Source organism: Pseudomonas sp. BIGb0176 (genome assembly GCF_024810175.1).
GTDB lineage: Bacteria > Pseudomonadota > Gammaproteobacteria > Pseudomonadales > Pseudomonadaceae > Aquipseudomonas > Aquipseudomonas protegens.
Map to the genome: position 1 here is coordinate 1 of NZ_JANUEC010000004.1, position 19,350 is coordinate 19,350.

At 60.9% G+C, this 19,350-nt stretch carries 21 protein-coding genes; 10 read left to right on the plus strand and 11 right to left on the minus strand.

Going from position 1 to position 19,350, the window contains the following annotated elements; all coding sequences use genetic code 11:
- Positions 1 to 207 (plus strand): hypothetical protein (locus M2395_RS23050; protein ID WP_221181929.1); only part of this gene is annotated, 207 nt, incomplete at its 5' end.
- Here the strand turns inward: M2395_RS23050 and tyrS are convergent.
- Positions 194 to 1,393 carry a tyrosine--tRNA ligase gene (tyrS, locus tag M2395_RS23055; RefSeq protein WP_053154182.1) on the minus strand — a complete coding sequence of 400 codons (1,200 nt, stop codon included), beginning with the start codon at positions 1,391 to 1,393 and terminating at the stop codon, positions 194 to 196. The genes M2395_RS23050 and tyrS overlap by 14 nt on opposite strands.
- A gap of 209 nt (positions 1,394 to 1,602) precedes the next feature.
- On the opposite strand from tyrS, the gene M2395_RS23060 reads away from it, so the two are divergent.
- Both M2395_RS23060 and M2395_RS23065 read left to right on the plus strand, forming a co-directional pair.
- Positions 1,603 to 3,024 (plus strand): peptidoglycan DD-metalloendopeptidase family protein, encoded by a 1,422-nt coding sequence (locus tag M2395_RS23060; protein ID WP_011063787.1) that lies wholly within the window; start codon positions 1,603 to 1,605, stop codon positions 3,022 to 3,024.
- Between the two features lie 3 nt (positions 3,025 to 3,027).
- The gene (locus tag M2395_RS23065; RefSeq protein ID WP_077934861.1) at positions 3,028 to 4,119 is read left to right on the plus strand and encodes an anhydro-N-acetylmuramic acid kinase; all 1,092 of its coding nucleotides are present in this window, start codon (positions 3,028 to 3,030) and stop codon (positions 4,117 to 4,119) included.
- Between the two features lie 70 nt (positions 4,120 to 4,189).
- Here the strand turns inward: M2395_RS23065 and erpA are convergent, their stop codons facing one another.
- Both erpA and argC read right to left on the minus strand, forming a co-directional pair.
- A complete protein-coding gene (gene erpA / locus M2395_RS23070) occupies positions 4,190 to 4,540 on the minus strand; it encodes an iron-sulfur cluster insertion protein ErpA (protein ID WP_011063789.1) in 351 nt (116 codons plus the stop codon).
- 168 nt (positions 4,541 to 4,708) lie between these two features.
- Positions 4,709 to 5,743, minus strand: coding sequence for an N-acetyl-gamma-glutamyl-phosphate reductase (gene argC / locus M2395_RS23075; protein ID WP_015637236.1), 1,035 nt, complete (start codon positions 5,741 to 5,743; stop codon positions 4,709 to 4,711).
- Positions 5,744 to 5,878: 135 nt separating this feature from the next.
- Here argC and hemJ point away from each other — a divergent pair, with 135 nt between their 5' ends.
- The 6 genes from hemJ (at position 5,879) to coq7 (ending at position 10,362) form a co-directional block, all read left to right on the plus strand.
- Entirely contained in the window at positions 5,879 to 6,310 is a 432-nt protein-coding gene (hemJ, locus tag M2395_RS23080) for a protoporphyrinogen oxidase HemJ (RefSeq protein WP_011063791.1), read from the plus strand.
- Between the two features lie 32 nt (positions 6,311 to 6,342).
- A complete protein-coding gene (locus tag M2395_RS23085) occupies positions 6,343 to 7,311 on the plus strand; it encodes a nitronate monooxygenase family protein (RefSeq protein WP_019092762.1) in 969 nt (322 codons plus the stop codon).
- A gap of 96 nt (positions 7,312 to 7,407) precedes the next feature.
- Positions 7,408 to 8,328 carry a DUF805 domain-containing protein gene (locus tag M2395_RS23090; RefSeq protein ID WP_015637238.1) on the plus strand — a complete coding sequence of 307 codons (921 nt, stop codon included), beginning with the start codon at positions 7,408 to 7,410 and terminating at the stop codon, positions 8,326 to 8,328.
- 61 nt (positions 8,329 to 8,389) lie between these two features.
- A complete protein-coding gene (locus M2395_RS23095) occupies positions 8,390 to 9,178 on the plus strand; it encodes an SDR family oxidoreductase (protein WP_015637239.1) in 789 nt (262 codons plus the stop codon).
- A 70-nt stretch (positions 9,179 to 9,248) separates the two neighbouring features.
- On the plus strand, positions 9,249 to 9,587 hold the full coding sequence (locus M2395_RS23100) for a histidine triad nucleotide-binding protein (protein WP_011063795.1): 339 nt from the start codon (positions 9,249 to 9,251) through the stop codon (positions 9,585 to 9,587).
- A gap of 127 nt (positions 9,588 to 9,714) precedes the next feature.
- Positions 9,715 to 10,362: a 2-polyprenyl-3-methyl-6-methoxy-1,4-benzoquinone monooxygenase gene (coq7, locus tag M2395_RS23105; RefSeq protein ID WP_011063796.1), complete on the plus strand. Its 648-nt coding sequence runs from the start codon at positions 9,715 to 9,717 to the stop codon at positions 10,360 to 10,362.
- A gap of 72 nt (positions 10,363 to 10,434) precedes the next feature.
- Here coq7 and M2395_RS23110 read toward each other — a convergent pair whose 3' ends face one another.
- Positions 10,435 to 10,857: an OsmC family protein gene (locus M2395_RS23110; protein ID WP_009045862.1), complete on the minus strand. Its 423-nt coding sequence runs from the start codon at positions 10,855 to 10,857 to the stop codon at positions 10,435 to 10,437.
- Positions 10,858 to 11,094: 237 nt separating this feature from the next.
- Here M2395_RS23110 and crp point away from each other — a divergent pair, with 237 nt between their 5' ends.
- The gene (gene crp, locus M2395_RS23115) at positions 11,095 to 11,739 is read left to right on the plus strand and encodes a cAMP-activated global transcriptional regulator CRP (RefSeq protein ID WP_011063797.1); all 645 of its coding nucleotides are present in this window, start codon (positions 11,095 to 11,097) and stop codon (positions 11,737 to 11,739) included.
- On the opposite strand, the gene M2395_RS23120 is transcribed toward crp, so the two are convergent.
- The 7 genes from M2395_RS23120 to M2395_RS23150 form a co-directional block, all read right to left on the minus strand.
- The gene (locus M2395_RS23120) at positions 11,736 to 12,437 is read right to left on the minus strand and encodes a lipoyl protein ligase domain-containing protein (RefSeq protein ID WP_015637240.1); all 702 of its coding nucleotides are present in this window, start codon (positions 12,435 to 12,437) and stop codon (positions 11,736 to 11,738) included. The genes crp and M2395_RS23120 overlap by 4 nt on opposite strands.
- A gap of 67 nt (positions 12,438 to 12,504) precedes the next feature.
- Complete coding sequence (gene trpC / locus M2395_RS23125; protein WP_123431045.1) at positions 12,505 to 13,341, minus strand: indole-3-glycerol phosphate synthase TrpC; 837 nt, start codon at positions 13,339 to 13,341, stop codon at positions 12,505 to 12,507.
- A complete protein-coding gene (gene trpD / locus M2395_RS23130; RefSeq protein ID WP_011063800.1) occupies positions 13,338 to 14,387 on the minus strand; it encodes an anthranilate phosphoribosyltransferase in 1,050 nt (349 codons plus the stop codon). The genes trpC and trpD overlap by 4 nt, the downstream gene beginning before the upstream one ends.
- 9 nt (positions 14,388 to 14,396) lie before the next feature.
- On the minus strand, positions 14,397 to 14,990 hold the full coding sequence (locus M2395_RS23135; protein ID WP_011063801.1) for an aminodeoxychorismate/anthranilate synthase component II: 594 nt from the start codon (positions 14,988 to 14,990) through the stop codon (positions 14,397 to 14,399).
- An 888-nt stretch (positions 14,991 to 15,878) separates the two neighbouring features.
- A complete protein-coding gene (locus M2395_RS23140) occupies positions 15,879 to 17,510 on the minus strand; it encodes an ABC transporter ATP-binding protein (protein WP_011063802.1) in 1,632 nt (543 codons plus the stop codon).
- 2 nt (positions 17,511 to 17,512) lie between these two features.
- Positions 17,513 to 18,340 carry an ABC transporter permease gene (locus M2395_RS23145; protein WP_011063803.1) on the minus strand — a complete coding sequence of 276 codons (828 nt, stop codon included), beginning with the start codon at positions 18,338 to 18,340 and terminating at the stop codon, positions 17,513 to 17,515.
- A 3-nt stretch (positions 18,341 to 18,343) separates the two neighbouring features.
- Positions 18,344 to 19,303, minus strand: coding sequence for an ABC transporter permease (locus M2395_RS23150; protein ID WP_011063804.1), 960 nt, complete (start codon positions 19,301 to 19,303; stop codon positions 18,344 to 18,346).
- Between the last annotated feature and the right edge of the window lie 47 nt (positions 19,304 to 19,350).

Consider the following 19,350-nt stretch of genomic DNA (forward strand, 5'->3'; position numbering starts at 1 on the left):
GAGAGGATCGAATCGTTAATAAGGCGAAAACTGACTGCCTTACCAACTGCTTCTGGCTTCGATGAACTGAAGCGTAACCGCTGTCGAAAACTGCGCAACTCATTGAATCTCAAGGAGTTTTCCGTTTCGACTGCGCCGGAAGTGGGGCGAATTATAGAGAGATATAATTCGCCGTCAACACCTATTTTCAGTTTTATTCGGATTTAAGCGTAATACGTGCAAATGCCTTCTTGCCGGCTTGGCACACATGGGTTGAACCTACTGCATATATATAGGTGCGATCGACAACCTCACCATCCACCCGCACACCACCCGAACCTAGAAGATCCCGAGCCACTGCGGCGTTCTTCACCAGCCCTGCCTTATTAAGGACAGCCGCAATCGGCATATCCTCGGCAGCAACCAGCTCGATTTCCGGCAGATCATCAGGCAGCTCGCCATCTTTCATGCGGTTACCTGCGGCACGGTGAGCATTTGCAGCAGCCTCTTCACCATGGAAGCGCGCAACAATCTCTTCGGCCAGCTTGATCTTGATGTCACGCGGGTTAGCGCCAGCATCTACATCCGCCTTGAATGCATTGATCTCATCCATGGAGCGGAAGCTGAGCAACTCGAAGTAACGCCACATCAACGCATCAGGAATGGACACCAGCTTGCCGTACATCACGCCAGGCGCCTCCTGGATACCGACATAGTTACCCAGAGACTTGGACATCTTCTTGACGCCATCCAACCCTTCGAGCAATGGCATGGTCAGAATGCACTGAGCCTCCTGACCGTAACCGCGCTGCAGCTCACGCCCCATCAGCAGGTTGAACTTCTGGTCGGTACCGCCCAGCTCGACATCGGCGCGCAATGCCACCGAGTCATAGCCTTGCACCAACGGATACAGGAACTCATGAATGGCAATCGGCTGATTGGTCGAATAGCGCTTGTCGAAGTCGTCGCGCTCGAGCATCCGCGCAACGGTGTACTGGGAAGTTAGACGAATGAAGTCCGCCGGCCCCATCTTGTCCATCCAGGTGGAGTTGAAAGCCACCTCAGTCTTGGCAGGATCAAGAATCTTGAAAACCTGGCTTTTATAGGTCTCTGCGTTTTCCAGGACCTGCTCGCGAGTCAAGGGTGGGCGCGTGGCACTTTTGCCACTGGGGTCACCGATCATGCCGGTGAAGTCGCCAATCAGGAAGATTACCTGGTGACCCAAGTCCTGGAACTGACGCAGCTTATTAATAAGTACGGTATGCCCGAGATGCAGATCCGGCGCCGTCGGATCGAAGCCAGCCTTAATGCGCAGCGGTTCGCCGCGCTTGAGCTTCTCGATCAACTCGGACTCGACCAACAACTCTTCCGCACCACGTTTGATCAGCGCTAGCTGCTCTTCAACCGACTTCATAACAGACCCGCAAGGCTCAGATTCAAAAGGGAACCAACCATACAAGATCATGGACTAATTACAAGTTTTGCCCGGCGTACGGGAGCATTCCGAAAGCAGAGTGCCCGCGCCCTTGCGTCACAGATGATTTGGTTATATTTTATACAGTTATTTCATCTTCATCATGTCATTCATCTTTTCCATTTCATCTTTTCAAAGTCAAATTACCTATGACCACCGAACCGTCTAAAGCGCCACCGCTTTATCCGAAGAGCCACCTGCTCGCCGCAAGTGGCATCGCGGCCCTTCTCAGCTTGGCCCTTCTGGTATTTCCATCCAGTGATGTAGAAGCAAAAAAAACGACATTGAGCCTTGATCTGGAAAGCCCGATCGAGCAACTGACACAAGATCAAGACGCCGCATCCACCGAACAAGCCACAAGCGAGGCCGTTGCCTCACCTTTCGCACAGATCGAAAACACCGCCGAAGACACCACGCAAACCGCAGAAACCGCACCTGTGCCTGCTGCCGTGGAGGAGCCAAAAGCCCCCGGCCACAGGGAAGTTCTGGTCACCAAGGGCGACACCCTCTCCACACTCTTTGAAAAGGTTGGCCTGCCAGCCACTTCTGTCCATGAAGTACTGGCCAGCGACAAGCAGGCCAAGCAGTTCTCCCAGCTCAAGCATGGCCAGAAGCTGGAGTTCGAGCTGACGCCTGATGGCCAACTGAACAACCTGCACAGCAAGGTCAGCGACCTGGAAACCATCACCCTGACCAAAGGCCCCAAGGGCTTTACGTTCAGCCGCGTGATCACCAAGCCAGTGGTTCGTTCTGCCTATGTCCACGGCGTCATCAACAGCTCGCTTTCGCAGTCTGCCGCACGCGCCGGGCTGTCCCACAGCCTGACCATGGATATGGCCAACGTTTTCGGCTACGACATCGACTTCGCCCAGGATATTCGCCAGGGTGACGAATTCGACGTGATCTATGAGCAAAAAGTCGCCAACGGCAAGGTAGTCGGTACAGGCAATATCCTCTCCGCGCGCTTCACTAACCGTGGCAAGACCTACACCGCAGTGCGCTACACCAACAAACAGGGTTCCAGCAGCTACTACACCGCTGATGGCAACAGCATGCGCAAGGCCTTCATCCGTACACCTGTGGACTTCGCTCGCATCAGTTCGCGCTTTTCCATGGGCCGCAAGCACCCGATTCTGAACAAGATCCGTGCCCACAAGGGCGTGGACTATGCCGCGCCACGGGGCACGCCAATCAAGGCTGCCGGTGATGGCAAGGTGCTGCTAGCTGGCCGTCGTGGCGGTTATGGCAATACCGTGATCATCCAGCACGGCAACACCTACCGCACCCTGTACGGCCACATGCAGGGCTTTGCCAAGGGTGTGAAGACTGGCGGCTCGGTGAAACAGGGCCAGGTCATCGGCTATATCGGTACCACCGGGCTGTCCACCGGACCGCACCTGCACTACGAGTTCCAGGTCAACGGTGTCCACGTGGATCCGCTGGGCCAGAAGCTGCCCATGGCCGACCCGATCGCCAAGGCCGAACGAGCACGCTTCCTGCAGCAGAGCCAGCCTCTGATGGCCCGGATGGATCAGGAAAAGGCCACGATGCTGGCCTCGAGCAAGCGCTAAGCCATGGCGCTCTATATAGGTGTGATGTCCGGTACCAGCCTTGATGGCCTGGACATCGCCCTGATCGAGCAAAGCCCGGCGCTCAGATTGGTCGCCACTCGCTACATCCCCATGCCCGATACCCTGCGCGCCGAACTCCTGGGTTTGTGCGCCAGTGGCCCCGACGAGATCGCCCGTTCCGCCATCGCCCAACAGCACTGGGTCGAACTGGCCGCCCAGGCCATCAACCAGCTTCTGCAACAACAGCAACTGCACCCTCAAGACATTCGCGCTATCGGCAGCCACGGACAAACCGTGCGCCATGAGCCAAGCCGCGGGTTCACGGTGCAGATCGGCAACCCAGCCCTGCTCACTGAGCTGACCGGGATCACTGTCGTCAGCGACTTCCGCAGCCGCGACGTGGCAGCGGGCGGGCAAGGCGCGCCGCTGGTTCCGGCCTTTCACGAAGCCCTGTTCGACCAGCGCCCGGGAAACCGCGCCGTGCTGAACGTTGGCGGGTTCAGCAACCTGAGCCTGATCGAAACCGCCAAGCCGGTGGCCGGATTCGACTGTGGCCCGGGCAACGTCCTGCTCGATGCCTGGATCCAGGCCCAACGCGCAGAGAACTTCGACCGCAATGGCCAGTGGGCTGCCAGCGGCCAGGTTGATCCGCCCCTCCTGCAAGCCCTGCTCAGCGACCCGTTCTTCGCCACCCAAGGCCCGAAGAGCACCGGGCGCGAGGTATTCAATCTTGATTGGCTACAGCGGCATCTGAGGGCACGGGGCGCTATTGCCGCCGAAAACGTGCAGGCTACCCTTCTCGAACTGACAGCTCTAACCATCGTCGATTCGCTGCAGAGCGCTCAAAGTGACACCCAGGAGCTGCTGGTGTGCGGCGGCGGCGCGCATAACGCAGCGCTCATGGGCCGCCTGGCAGCCCTCCTCCCGCAAACACGGGTCAGCAGCACTGCGGCGTATGGCGTAGATCCCGACTGGGTAGAGGCTATGGCGTTTGCCTGGCTGGCCCACTGCTGCCTGGAAGGCATCGCTGCCAACCGGCCCAGCGTCACCGGCGCCCGTGGCCTGCGTGTACTAGGCGCCATCTACCCGGCTTGAACAGCAGACAGCAAAACGCCGCAGGATCCCAGGCCCCTGCGGCGTTCGGCGAATGGCTACTGCCGGCTGGTCAGATCGAGAACGACGACCCGCAACCACAGGTAGTGGTGGCATTGGGGTTCTTGATCACGAACCGCGAACCTTCCAGGCCTTCCTGGTAGTCCACTTCAGCACCGGCCAGGTACTGGAAGCTCATCGGATCGACCACCAGGCTCACGCCCTCGCGCTCGACGATGGTGTCATCCTCGGCCACTTCCTCATCGAAAGTGAAACCGTACTGAAACCCCGAACAACCGCCGCCCGTAACGAATACGCGCAGCTTCAAGCGATCATTACCCTCTTCATCGACCAGGGTCTTCACCTTGTGCGCTGCACCTTGAGTGAATTGCAAAGCCGTGGGGGTGAAGGATTCAACGCTCATGCTGACTATCTCCCGGCGTTAAGCCGCCATACTGCGTAATGACGCGCATTATCCGCTTCTCCCAGAAAAGCGGTCAACTATTGTTACGGTATATCAATAGTCGTACAGCCACCCGTATAAAGCAGAAAGGCCCGTCAGACGGGCCTTTTTGTTCACGCAAAAACGACGTTAAGGCAGCATGCCCGCGTGGGACAGCCCCAGACGCTCATCCAGGCCGAACAGGATATTGAGGTTCTGCACCGCCTGGCCCGAAGCGCCCTTGACCAGGTTGTCGATGACCGACAGTACCACTACCAGATCACCATCCTGCGGCCGGTGCACGGCAATCCGGCACACGTTGGCACCCCGCACACTGCGGGTCTCCGGATGGCTGCCGGCCGGCATTACATCGACAAACGGCTCATTGGCATAACGCTTCTCGAACAACGCCTGCAGATCCACCGACTTATCCACCACCGTGGAGTAGAGCGTGGAGTGGATACCGCGAATCATCGGCGTCAGGTGCGGTACGAACGTCAGGCCAACTTCCTTGCCTGCTGCCCGGCGCAGGCCTTGACGGATTTCCGGCAAATGACGGTGCCCCTTGACCGCATAGGCCTTCATGCTCTCGGAAGTTTCCGAGTACAGCGACCCGACGCTGGCGCCACGGCCAGCACCGCTGACACCGGATTTGCAGTCGGCGATCAGCCGGGAAGTGTCGGCAAGGCCGGCTTCCAGCAGCGGCAGGAAACCGAGCTGGGTTGCGGTTGGATAGCAGCCAGGAACCGCAATCAAACGGGCTTTCTTGATCTGTTCGCGATTGACTTCCGGCAGGCCGTAGACCGCTTCGTCCAGCAATTGAGGAGCACCGTGAGGCTGACCGTACCACTTGGCCCACTCATCGGCATCCTGCAGGCGGAAGTCTGCCGATAGGTCGATGACCTTGGTCCCCGCAGCCAGCAGCTCGCCAGCCAGTGCATGCGCCACGCCATGGGGGGTGGCAAAGAACACCACGTCACAGGCACCAAGGGTCTTGATATCCGGCACGCTGAACGCCAGGCCGTCGTAATGGCCACGCAGGTTCGGGTACATATCGGCAACGGCCAGGCCAGCCTCGGATCGCGAAGTGATGACTTCCACTCGCGCTTGCGGATGCTGTGCCAACAGACGCAGCAGTTCGACACCGGTGTAACCCGTGCCGCCGACGATACCGACCTTGACCATAAACCTGCCCTCAACGAACCCACTGGAAAGCTGCCGATAATAGGGGCGGCGCGCCCCTGCGACAACCGTCAAGGTGACGTGCGGACGCTCTACCCTCTACTATCTTCGCCACCGTGAACCTGGGAATAACTAAAAATGCTCTATCTATGGCTCAAAGCCTTTCATATCGTCAGCGTGGTCTGCTGGTTTGCCGGCCTTTTCTACCTGCCACGCCTGTTCGTTTACCACGCCCAAAGCGAGGACAGCATCAGCCGCGAGCGCTTCTGCCTGATGGAACGCAAGCTGTACCGCTTCATCATGGGGCCTGCGATGATCGCGGCACTGATCTTTGGCATCTGGCTGATCAGCCTCAACCCCAGCGCGTATTTCGGCCAGGGCGGCTGGATGCACGCCAAACTGACCTTGGTGGTCATCCTCATCGGCTATCACCACATGTGCGGCGCGCAAGTGAAGCGCTTCGCCCGTGGCGAAAACACCCGCAGCCATGTCTTTTATCGCTGGTTCAATGAAGTACCGGTTCTGATATTGCTGGCTATTGTAATTTTGGTCGTTGTACGGCCGTTCTAACTCTAACTAGTCGCTTCCCTGGGGGTACTCCAATGTCACTGCCCGCTTTGCTCGAACAACGTCTGCGCCTGCCCCTGGTGGCCGCGCCGATGTTTCTGATCTCCAACCCGGAACTGGTCCTGGCCTGCTGTCGCAATGGTGTGGTGGGTAGCTTTCCCGCCCTCAATCAGCGCGAAAGCAGCGGTTTCAAGGCCTGGCTGGAGGAGATCGAAGCGGGCCTGGCCAAGCTGGAGAACCCTGCTCCCTACGCCGTGAACCTGATCGTGCACAACAGCAATCCACGGCTGCAGGCCGACTTGCAGATCTGCATCGAGCACAAGGTACCGATCGTCATCACCAGCCTCGGCGCGGTCAAGGAAGTAGTGGACGCCGTGCACAGCTACGGCGGCCTGGTATTTCATGACGTGACCACCCGCCGGCACGCAGAGAAAGCCGCCGAGGCGGGTGTCGATGGGCTGATCGCCGTCGCAGCCGGAGCGGGTGGCCATGCAGGCACCTGGAGCCCCTTCTCTCTGGTCGCCGAGATCCGCCAGTTCTTCGACAAGACCCTGCTACTGGCCGGCTGCCTGAACCGGGGCCACGAGATTCTTGCCGCACAGCTGCTTGGCGCCGACCTCGCCTACTTGGGCACCCGCTTTATCGGTACCACCGAAAGCCACGCACCGGATGCCTATAAAGAGATGCTACTCAGCTCTCGAGCCGCCGACATCGTGCATACCGCCGCGGTTTCTGGAGTACCTGCCAGCTTCATGCGCCAAAGCCTGGAGAACGCAGGTTTCGACCTGGCCGCCCTGCAAGGCAAAGGTGAGATCAACTTCGGCTCCAAGCTCAAACCCATCAGTGATGAGGCAAAAGCCTGGAAAACCGTCTGGTCCGCAGGCCAGGGGGTCTGTGAAATCGACGACCTGCCCAGCGTCGACCAATTGATCGCGCGCCTGGACAGCGAATATCAGGCGGCCCAGCAACGCGCCAGCCAACTGAGCAAACGCTGGCCACGTTAACCCGTTCTCATTAGTTTTTTGGCCAGCCGAGGGGCGCTGGCCTTAAACTGTCGGTCTTTTATGTAAACCTTCTTTTCAAGTGACAGGGATGCCCCCATGAGCGAAACCCGCTACAAGATCGTTTTCGACGGCACATTGCTGCCCGGCGTGGAAAAAGCCACTGCCCAACTGAACCTCGCCGAACTGTTCAAAAGCGATGCGGCCGCCGTAGAACGCCTGTTCAGCGGCCAGCAGGTGGAGCTCAAGCGCGACCTGACGCAGGCCGACGCCCAGCGCTATCTGGAAGCATTGAAGAACGCCGGGATCGATGCCCGCATCGAATCCGAGCAGGCCCTGAAGCTGGATCTAGACGCAGTAACCCCCACACCCAGGGCCAGCAGCCTCAGCGAGTCACCCTATGCGCCCCCGCAAGCCGTAGTAGGCGATGCAATCCCACAATACGCCGCACTCAACGTATTCAGCTTCGAAGGCCGTATCGGTCGCCTGCGCTACCTGGCCTGGACTCTGGTCCTGACGGTGGCCATGCTGGCCGTGGTCGGGGTAGGCGCCTTCTTCGGTATCCTGTCCGCGGCGGTGTTCAATTCCACCCTGCTCACCGGCCTGGGGATTGTCGGCGGCATCGTGGTCTTCATCGGCTTCCTCGTGGTCAGCATTCAGATCAGCGTGCAGCGCCTGCACGATCTCGGCTGGTCGGGCTGGCTGTGGCTGCTGAACTTCGTGCCCATCGTCGGCAGCATCTTCCCTCTGGTGCTGATGGTCAGCCCGGGCAGCAACGTGGCCAACCGCTACGGCGCACCACCACCGCCCAACACCACCGCCGTCAAGGTGCTGTCCTGGATGTGGGTCGTCCTGATCGTCGTGCTGATCGTGGGCATGGTGGCCGGCGGTCTGAGCTCCCTGGAAGATCGCTACAGCGAAACCAGCTACAGCGAAAGCATCGACTCCAGCAACGCCGATGAAGATGCCGAACCCGCCGATATCGCCGCCCCTGTAGAATCCGAGTCCGAGCAAGAATAAACGCGCCCGGGCCTGCGACCCTCCCCGTCGCAGGCCGCCGGCCGTTGCGATGGAGAAATGCATGACCCGTTACGCTCTGATCACTGGTGCTTCCAGCGGCATAGGCCTGGCCCTGGCCGAAGCACTGGCCCGGCGCGGCCGTAACTTGATTCTCGTGGCCCGTCAGCGTGATCAGCTGGAATGCATCGCCCTGGAATTGACCCAGCGCTTCGGCGTCGAAGTGCTGTTCCGCGCCTGCGACCTGGGCGAACCACTGCGCCTGTCCGGTTTCCTGCTGGAGCTGGAGGAGGGTGACCGGCAGATCGACCTGCTGGTCAATTGCGCCGGCATCGGCACCAGCGGCCCGTTCCTGGCCCAGGACTGGATGACCGAGCAGGACCTGATCGAGGTCAACATCCTCGCCCTCACCCGCCTGTGTCATGCCCTGGGCAACAGCATGGCGCTGCTGGGCGGCGGGCAGATCCTCAATGTCGCCTCGGTGGCAGCCTTCTATCCCGGCCCCTGGATGAGCAGCTACTACGCCAGCAAGGCCTATGTCCTGCATTTCTCCGAAGGGTTGCGCGAAGAATTGAAGAAGTGCGCGGTGAAGGTCTCGGTACTCTGCCCGGGGCCGACCCGCACCGCATTTTTCCGCACCGCACAAATGGACACCACCAAACTCAAGGACAGCAAGCTGCTCATGAGCCCCGAGGAGGTCGCGCTGTATGCGATCCGCGCCCTGGAAAAGAACCGCGCCATCATCATTCCCGGCCGCCTGAACCGCTGGATGGCCTTCAGCGCCCGCCTGAGTTCACGCTGGCTGACCCGCAAGATCGTCGGTTACGTCAATCGGGCCTACTGCCCACGTTAAGAGTCGGGGCTGGGCGCACCTTGTGCACCTGAGTACACTCGGCCCGGACCAACCCAATGGAGAAACAGCTGTGGATACTCTGTTCACCAAGATCATCAACAGAGAAATACCCGCGAAGATCATCTACGAGGACGACCAGGTTCTGGCCTTCCACGATATTGCCCCGCAAGCGCCGGTGCATTTCCTGGTGATCCCGAAGAAACCCATCCGTACCCTCAACGACCTCACCGAGGACGACAAGACCCTGGCCGGACACATTCTGTTCACCGCCCAGCGCCTGGCCAAGGAGCAAGGCTGCGAAGACGGCTTCCGGGTGGTCATGAACTGCAACGAGCTGGGTGGGCAGACCGTGTATCACATTCACATGCACGTGCTGGGTCAGCGCCAGATGAACTGGCCGCCGGGCTGATTGCCCCCACCCACCCCTTGCGCAGCGCCCTCTCGGACCATCGAGGACGAGGGTGCGCTGATCCAGCGCAGTTTTCGCTCCTTTGATTGGAGTAAACTGGCCGCCGAGATTTCTCCCGGAGATAAGCATGACTACCCAACGTCACTACTCGCCGATCGACCGCCTGCTGTTGCAAGCCGATATGGCGATGCGCACGCTGCTGCCTTTCAGCGGCCAACCTTATCGCCCGTCGCCGGCCATCGTGCAGCCGGAAGCGCAGATGAGTGACGAGGACACCCGGCACGTGGCCGGCCTGATGCGCATCAACCACACCGGGGAAGTCTGCGCCCAGGCGCTGTACCAGGGCCAGGCCCTGACCGCCAAGCTGCCTCAGGTACGCCAGGCCATGGAACATGCCGCCGAAGAAGAAATCGACCACCTGGCCTGGTGCGAACAGCGCATCCGCCAGTTGGGTAGCCACCCGAGCGTGCTCAACCCGCTGTTCTACGGTTTGTCCTTCGGCATCGGCGCCGCGGCAGGCCTGATCAGCGACAAGGTCAGCCTGGGGTTCGTTGCCGCCACTGAAGACCAGGTGTGCAAGCACCTGAACGAGCATCTGGAGCAACTGCCGGCCGAAGACGAAAAGTCCCGAGCGATTCTCGAACAGATGCGCATCGACGAAGAACATCACGCTGAAACCGCGCTCGAAGCCGGCGGGTTCCGCTTCCCGGCGCCGGTGAAATTCGGCATGAGCCTGCTGGCCAAGGTCATGACCAAGAGCACCTACCGGATCTGATTCCAAACCACGGGCATCAAAAAGGGCGCTATCGAAGCGCCCTTTTCTTTTACCGCCAGAATCCGCGCGGGTTCAGCCCAGCTCGACGATTTCGTAATCGTGAGTGATGGCCACACCGGCCGCGCCGAGCATGATCGACGCCGAGCAGTATTTCTCGGCAGACAGCTCGATGGCCCGCTTGACCTGGGCCTCTTTGAGGCCCCGGCCCTTGACCACGAAATGCATGTGGATCTTGGTGAAGACCTTGGGGTCTTCGGTGGCACGCTCGGCATCCAGGAACGCCTCGCAGCTTTCAACCGCCTGGCGCGACTTCTTGAGAATGCTGACCACATCGAAGTTGCTGCAACCGCCCACGCCGAGCAGGAGCATTTCCATAGGGCGAACACCCAGGTTGCGGCCACCGGCTTCCGGCGGGCCATCCATCACCACTACGTGGCCACTGCCCGATTCGCCGAGGAACATGGCTTCGCCAGCCCATTGGATGCGTGCCTTCATCGCCAAGACTCCACTGTTAAAAAAGGGTCGCCAGCTTAGCACAGGGTTTTCCAGCCACAGCGCTTTGACCGTTTGTCCCTCAATACCGGTTTTCGATAAGAAAAATCTTAATTGAGCCAAGGACGTGTCTGTTAAGCTGACGCCAAATGACTGGCGCATCGCCAGCGTTCAACACCTTCGTTTTACGCCCCATAAAAAAAAACACCTCATACCGTGCAGTCTTTTCGGGATACAACCATGGTTGCTATTGCCCCCACCCCCAAGATCAAAAATCTCGACAAGTTGCTCATGCACTGTCAACGCCGCCGGTATCAGGCCAAGAGCAACATCATCTGCGCCGGTGATGTGTCCGACAGCCTGTACTTCATCATCAAGGGCTCGGTGACCATCCTCATCGAAGACGATGACGGTCGGGAGATGATCATCGCCTACCTCAATGCCGGAGACTTCTTCGGCGAACTGGGGCTCTTCGAAGAGGCCGGCCATGAGCAGCAGCGCAGCGCCTGGGTGCGCGCCAAGGTAGAGTGCGAGGTTGCCGAGATCAGCTACGCCAAGTTCCGCGAACTGTCGCAGAACGACCCGGACATCCTCTATGTGCTCAGCGGGCAGATCGCCCAGCGCCTGCGCAACACCACGCGCAAGGTCGGCGACCTGGCGTTCTTCGACGTGACCGGGCGGGTGGCCCGCTGCCTGCTGGAGCTGTGCAAGCAACCGGACGCCATGACCCACCCGGATGGCATGCAGATCAAGATCACCCGCCAGGAAATCGGCCGGATCGTCGGTTGTTCACGGGAAATGGTCGGTCGCGTCCTCAAGGATCTGGAAGAACGCAACCTGGTTCACGTCAAGGGCAAGACCATGGTGGTATTCGGCACCCGCTAATCCCCCAGGAAGCCCTTGAGCATCTGTCGGTACAGGCTCTCCAACCGCACTAGCGCATCGGGCGCCGCAAAGGCCTCGTGCAGGGCGATATGACTTTCGGCCCGGCAGCGCTGTTCCAGGCCACAGGCCTGATTGAAAGTATTGACCGCGTTCACCATCGAATCGCGTTCGTTATCCAGCAGCAAGGCACCATGCACCAGGCCCACTGGCCGCTGGCCACCCTTGCTCTGACGCCAGCGCTGGGCGGTGCCAACCATCTTGCGCCCGTCCAGGTTGACGTTGAAGCGACCATCGCAGAACGCCCCTTCCACTTCGCCCAATGACGGGTTGCCCCCCAGCTCGCTGAGCAGGTCGCAGATCGGCTGACACAGGCGCCGGTACGCGGTTTCGATCCGGCCCTGATCCCCTTCGCTGCGCGGCGGGGCGTAGACCAGGGCGATGTTCACCGTGGCCGCCGACTGCGGCACCGGCTCGCCGCCGGTTTCGCGCAACAGCACCGGCCAGCCGTTGGCGGCCGACTCCTCGCAGGCCCGTTCAAATCCAGGCAGGCGGCTCAAGCGCCGAGGCATCACCAGCGCCCGGTCACTGGGCTGCCAGAACAGCAGGCCGAACTCTTGTTCACCGGTACACACCAGGGCCAGCAGATCTTGCTCGGCCTGCAGGCCGGCTTCGACAGTCAAGGCAAGGGGTTGAGTCATGGCAGTAGAAATCCTTGGCGATAGGCATGAAAAAGCCGGCATCGCCGGCTTGTTCATTGTCACGGGTTCAGTCCAGGGTCGAGCCGCTGACCGGCACGCCGCGCTCAGGGAAGAACAGACGCTGCAATTCGCTGCCCGGGCTTTCGGCACGCATGAACGCCTCACCCACCAGGAACGAATAGACATCGCTGATTTCCATCAGCTCGACATCGGCACGGTTGAGGATGCCGCTCTCGGTAATCACCAGGCGCTCGCGGGGAATGCGTGGCAGCAGGTCGAGGGTGGTCTCCAGATTGACTTCGAAGGTGTGCAGGTTGCGGTTGTTGACCCCAACCAGCGGTGTGTCGAGGGTCTTCAACGCCCGCTCCAGCTCATCACCATCATGCACTTCCACCAGCACATCCAGGCCAACGCCCTTGGCCAACGCCGCCAGCTCCGCCATCCGCGCGTCATCCAGCGCAGCGACAATCAGCAATACGCAGTCGGCGCCCAGGGCACGGGCTTCGACGATCTGGTACGGGTCGATCATGAAGTCCTTGCGGATCACCGGCAGCTTGCAGGCGGCGCGGGCCTGCTGCAGGTACGCATCGGCACCCTGGAAGTAATCGACATCGGTCAGCACGGACAGACAAGTGGCACCGCCTTTCTCGTAGCTCTTGGCAATGTCCGCCGGAACGAAGTTCTCACGGATCACGCCTTTGCTCGGCGAAGCCTTCTTGATCTCGGCTATCACTGCCGGCTGCTTGAGCTTGACCTGATCCTGCAAGGCCCGGGCGAAACCCCGTGGTGCATCGGCAGCACGCGCCAGGGTTTCCAGCTCGGCCAGGCTGACGCGGGCGCTGCGCTCGGCAACCTCCTCGGCTTTACGGGCGAGGATTTTTTCCAGAACTGTCGGCACACTCATCCTTCATTCTCCTGCTTGAACACCGCGGTAAAGGCACCCAGCTCTTCGAGCTTCTCCCGGGCCAGGCCGGTGTGCAAGGCGTCGTGAGCCAGGGCCACGCCCTCTTTCAGGCTACTGGCATGATCGGCGGCATACAGCGCCGCACCCGCATTGAGCACAATCATTTCGGCGGCCTTCTGGCCATGCTCGGTCTTGCGGCGCCCCAGGGCATCGCGGATCAGCTCCAGGGAGGCCGCCGGGCTTTCCACCACCAGGCCGAACAGACTCTGGCTCTTCATGCCCAGATCCTCGGGCTGTACCCAGTACTCGGTGATCTGGTCATTCTTCAGCTCGGCCACATAGGTGGGCGCAGCCAGGCTGAACTCGTCCAGACCATCCTGGGAATGCACCACCAGAACGTGCTTGCTGCCCAGGCGTTGCAAGACTTCGGCCAAGGGCCGGCACAACGCCTGAGTGAACACGCCTACCACCTGATGCTTGACTCCGGCCGGATTCGTAAGCGGGCCGAGCATGTTGAACAGGGTGCGCAGGCCAAGGTCGCGACGCGGGCCGGCGGCATATTTCATCGCCCCGTGATGGGACTGGGCAAACATGAAGCCGATGCCGACGTTATCGATGCAGCGCGCCACCTGGACCGGGGTCAGGTTCAAATAGATCCCTGCCGCTTCCAGCAGGTCGGCGCTGCCGCTCTTGCCGGACACCGCGCGGTTGCCGTGCTTGGCCACAGTGCAACCGGCCGCTGCGACCACAAAGGAGGAAGCCGTGGACACGTTGAAGATGTTCGCCCCGTCGCCGCCGGTGCCCACTACATCCACCACGCCATCCAGGGTTTTCAGCTCGACCCGGTCCGCCAGCTCGCGCATTGCCGATACCGCACCGACGATCTCGTCGATGCTTTCGCTTTTCATGCGCATGGCCATCATGAAGGCGCCAATCTGCGCATCGGTGCATTGGCCGGTCATGATTTCACGCATTACCGAACGCATTTCTTCGGTGCTCAGGTCCAGGTGGCCGACGATACGGCTCAAGGCAGTCTTGATATCCATGAAAAGTCCTTAGCGCGTGCCGCCGCTCTGTTTGAGAAAGTTGGCGAACAGCTCGTGGCCCTGCTCGGTGAGAATAGACTCGGGGTGAAATTGCACCCCCTCGATATTCAGCGTCTTGTGGCGCAACCCCATGATCTCGTCGACGGAGCCGTCTTCCAGCTGGGTCCAGGCCGTGACTTCGAGGCACTCGGGCAAGCTCTCGTGCTTGACCACCAGCGAGTGGTAACGGGTTACGGTCAGCGGCATGTTCAGGCCGTTGAACACCCCCAGGTCACGGTGGAACACCGGGCTGGTCTTGCCGTGCATCACTTGCCGGGCACGCACCACCTGGCCGCCAAAGGCCTGGCCGATGGACTGATGCCCCAGGCATACGCCGAGAATTGGCAGCTTGCCGGCGAAATGCTTGATCGCCTCGATGGAAATACCGGCTTCGGTCGGCGTGCAAGGCCCGGGCGAGACCACGATGCGCTCGGGCTTGAGCGCCTCGATCTGAGCCACGGTCAGTTCGTCATTGCGCACTACTTTCACCTCAGCTCCCAACTCGCCCAGGTACTGGACGACGTTGTAGGTGAAGGAGTCGTAGTTATCAATCATCAGCAGCATACATGCTCCAACTTATTGATTTTAAAGTAGGTGTGCATGCAACTCAGGGTGTCGATATGCACATTGATATACACAAGCGCAGTGGAGCGTGCCGGGCGAGCTTGCGCACCCGAAGGCTGCAAGCTGTCGGCAGGGCAGACAAGGTGATGGAATTGAACCGCCTTATCTATGCAATGTCGCTCAGCTCGCCACGCCATCGTCGGCCATCGCCAGCGCAAGCCGACAGAACGTTGGGCATGACGATGCACCCGATGGCATTGCCGCCGGGCGAAGGTGTACTGCGTGGGGAGACTGATTGGCATGCAGCGTTCTCCTGGGGTTTGGAGCCGCCGTGCCGGAGAGCTATTAGATCCTTGATCCCTGCTTGCCGATTACGGCGGCAGGGTTCGGTTAAAAAACCGCAACGACGTGCCGCTTCCTATTGGAAGCGCCACCACTGACTAAAACGAATCGTTGCAATGTAAAGCATAGGACCTAACCGTAATTGAGCACTCGACGGCGTTCCGCAGCCGAGCTTCGAGGCGCGATTGTACCGTTCATCAAGGGGCTGCGTCGATTGCAATTTGCCGCTGGGTCTTGCGGCACTCACTCCGATGGTTGATACCTGCCCCACTCCGTTGGAGCGCAATGCATGGCTGGCCCCGCGTATGCCGTGCGCTCCAGAGCGCCGGGCGGCACGACATGCAAACCGTTTTGCGCAGCCCGCCTCGGCAGCTGGCTTGGAGGCCCTTTAAACGCCACAAGTCCATCACCGAAACGGCGCGGTTCGTAATGTGGTGGCCGCCTGCTTGCTCTCCTTTGTCGTGCGGCTCAAGGGGCATTACGCCTCTGCCAGAACAGGAAGCACGGCCACTTGATCAAAGGGGCGCTATTCTTGCCATGGCCAAGTCAGGAAACCAGCGCCCTTTTCTCCAGCAAATGGTCGAGCCAGTCCGGATCCATTTCTGGCTCACTGGAGAACAACAAGCCGGTGTAGTCGCGGTACGGCGGGGTAAAGATCTCCTCCCGGCAGCCGTGATCGACCACCTTCCCACGCTGCATCACCAGTACCTCGTCGGCAATGGCGCGCACGGTGGCGACGTCGTGGGTGATGAACAAGTAGGCCACGCCCAGTTGCTGCTGGATGCGGTTGAGCAGCTTCAGAACGCCTTCGGCCACCAGTTGGTCGAGGGCCGAGGTGACTTCGTCGCAGATGATCAGTTGCGGCTCGGCCGCCAGAGCCCGGGCGATACAGATTCGCTGCTTCTGCCCGCCAGACAGTTCGCGGGGCTGGCGATCCATGTACAACGCCGGGTCCAGCTCGATCATCTCCAATAGCTCGGCGACCCGCTGGCGCAGCGCCTGGCCCTTGAGGCCGAGGTAGAAACTCAGCGGCCGGCCGATGATGTCGACGATGCGCTGGCGCGGGTTGAGCGCGGTGTCGGGGATCTGGTAAATCATCTGCAATCGGCGCAATTGCTCCTTGCTGCGCTGGCGATAATCAGCTGGCAGCGCTTTTCCGTCATACAACACCTGGCCGCTGGTCGGCGGCAACAACCCGGTGATCAAGCGTGCCGTAGAGCTCTTGCCGCTGCCCGACTCGCCGATCACCGCCAGGGTCTGGCCACGATAGAGCTTGAGCGAGACATCATGCAGCACCGGCTGATGGCCGTAGCTGGCGCTGGCCTTGCGTACCTCCAGCAGCGGTGTTGCCTGCGGTGGGCACGGCTTGGGTTCGGTGCGCAAGCTACGTACTGCCCACAGCGATCTGGTGTAATCCTGCTGTGGGGCGTCGAGCATGGTCCGGGTGTCGGCCTCCTCCACCAGCTTGCCGTGACGCAGAACCATGATGCGGTCGGCCATTTGCGCCACCACTGCCAGGTCGTGGCTGATGTACAAGGCGGCGCTCCCGTAGGTTTTCACCGCATCGCGAATCGCCACCAGCACTTCGATCTGGGTGGTGACATCCAGCGCCGTGGTCGGTTCGTCGAAGATGATCAGGTCCGGGTGGCAGGCCATGGCCATGGCGGTCATCACCCGTTGCAACTGACCGCCGGAGACCTGGTGCGGGTAGCGCTGGCCGATCTGCTCGGGGTTGGGCAGACGCAGTATGCGGTAGAGCTCCACTGCTTCGGCTTGTGCCTTGGCACGCTCGATACCAGCGTTCCTTACCGCGGTTTCGACATGCTGGTCGATCAGCCGGTGCGCGGGGTTGAACGAGGCCGCCGCGCTTTGCGCGACATAGGCGATACGCAGGCCGCGCAGCTTGCGCAGGGCTTCGGGCTTGGCGCCCACCAGTTCCTGGCCATCGAAGCGCACCGAGCCACCCGTGATACGGCAACCGTCGCGCACATAACCCATGGAGGCCAGGCCCAGAGTCGACTTTCCCGCCCCCGATTCACCAATCAGGCCCAGTACTTCGCCCCGCTGCAAGCTCAAGTCGATGCCTTTGATCAGCGGGTGCCAAGCGTCCTGATAATGACCTTCAATACGCAGGTCGTGGATTTCCAGTAGCGGTTTTTCACTTGGATGAACGGTCATGCTCAGCACTCCTTCAGGCCGCTGGAAAGATGCAGCACCCAGTCCACGACAAAGTTGACGCTGACGGTGATCAGCGCCACTGCCAGGGCCGGCAGCAGCGGGCTGATATCGCCGAAGGTGATCAGCACGGCATTGTCGCGGACCATGCTGCCCCAGTCGGCGGTCGGCGGCTGGATGCCCAGGCCCAGGAACGACAACGCACTGATGAACAGAAACACGAAGCAAAAACGCAGGCCGAACTCGGCAATCAGCGGCGCGGCGGCATTGGGCAGCACCTCGCGGCTGACCAGCCACCACAGCCCTTCCCCACGCAGCCGGGCGGCCTCGACGAAGTCCTGGACCACCACGGTCATCGCCACCGCCCGTGACAGGCGAAACACCCGGGTGGCATCCAGCAGCGCGATCACCAGCACCAGCGAGGTGGCGTTGGTGCCGACCACGCTGAGGATCAGCAAGGCAAAGATCAGCTGCGGGATGGCCATGAGGATATCCACCAGCCGCGACAGGCCCTGGTCGATCCAGCCGCCCCTGATCGCCGCTACCAGCCCGCAGAAACCGCCGACGGCAAAGGCCAGTAGCGTCGTCAGGAAGGCAATCCCCAGAGTGTTGCGCGCGCCATACACCAGGCGGCTGAACATGTCGCGGCCCAGGTTATCGGTACCCAGCAGGAACTGCCCGCCCCAGGGCGCAAAACCTTCGCCGACCACTTCAGTCTCGCCATACGGCGCCAGCACCGGCGCGAACAGCGCCACCAGTATGTAGGCAACAATCACCAGCAGGCCGAACTGGGCGCTCATGGGCGCCCGCAACAACGCTTTGATCAGGCTCATGGCTTACCCCTTCGGATGCATCAGGCGTGGGTTGCTGGCAATCGACAGCACGTCGGCCGTGGTATTGAGCAGGATGTAGGTGGCGGCGAAGATCAGGCTGCAGGCCTGCACCACCGGGATATCGCGCTTGGACACCGAGTCGACCAGTAACTGGCCGAGCCCCGGATAGACGAACACCACCTCGACCACCACCACGCCGACCACCAGGTAGGCCAGGTTCAGTGCCACCACATTGATGATCGGTGCCAGGGCATTGGGCAAGGCGTGGTGGAAGATGATCCGCGCCTGGCTGATGCCCTTGAGCCGGGCCATCTCGATATAGGGGCTGGCCAGCACGTTGATCAAGGCCGCGCGGGTCATGCGCATCATTTGCGCGACCACCACCAGGCTCAGGGTCAGCACCGGCAGTAGCGAGCGCTCCAGCACCTCGGCGAACGATGCCCCCGGAGCCAGGTTGGAGATACTCGGCAACCAGTTGAGCTTGACCGCGAACACCAGGATCAGGATATAGGCGACGAAAAACTCCGGGAACGACACCGCGCTCAGGGCGCTGGTGTTGAGCAGGCGGTCGAACCAACTGTTGCGGTACAGCGCCGCGAGCATGCCCAGCAGCAAGGCTACCGGCACCGACACCAGCGCCGCCAGCAAGGCCAGGGTAAAGGTGTTGCCCAGGCGCGTGCCGATCAGCTCGGCAATCGGCCGCTGGTTGGCCAGCGACAGGCCCAGGTCACCGTGCAGCAGTTGCCAGGCCCAGTGGCCGAAGCGGGTCAGCGGCGGCAGATCCAGGCCCAGTTGGGCACGGAAGGCAGCGACGGTCTCGGGAGTTGCCGCCTGGCCGAGCATGGCCTGGGCGACATCGCCCGGGAGCATGCCGACGGCCAGGAAGATGATCACCGACACCGCCAACAGCGACAACAGGCCCAGGGCCAGGCGCTGGAGCAACAGTTTGCAAAGGCTATTCACCGTACAGCTCCTCGAACAGGATCAACGAAGAAAGGTGCAAAAAGTGT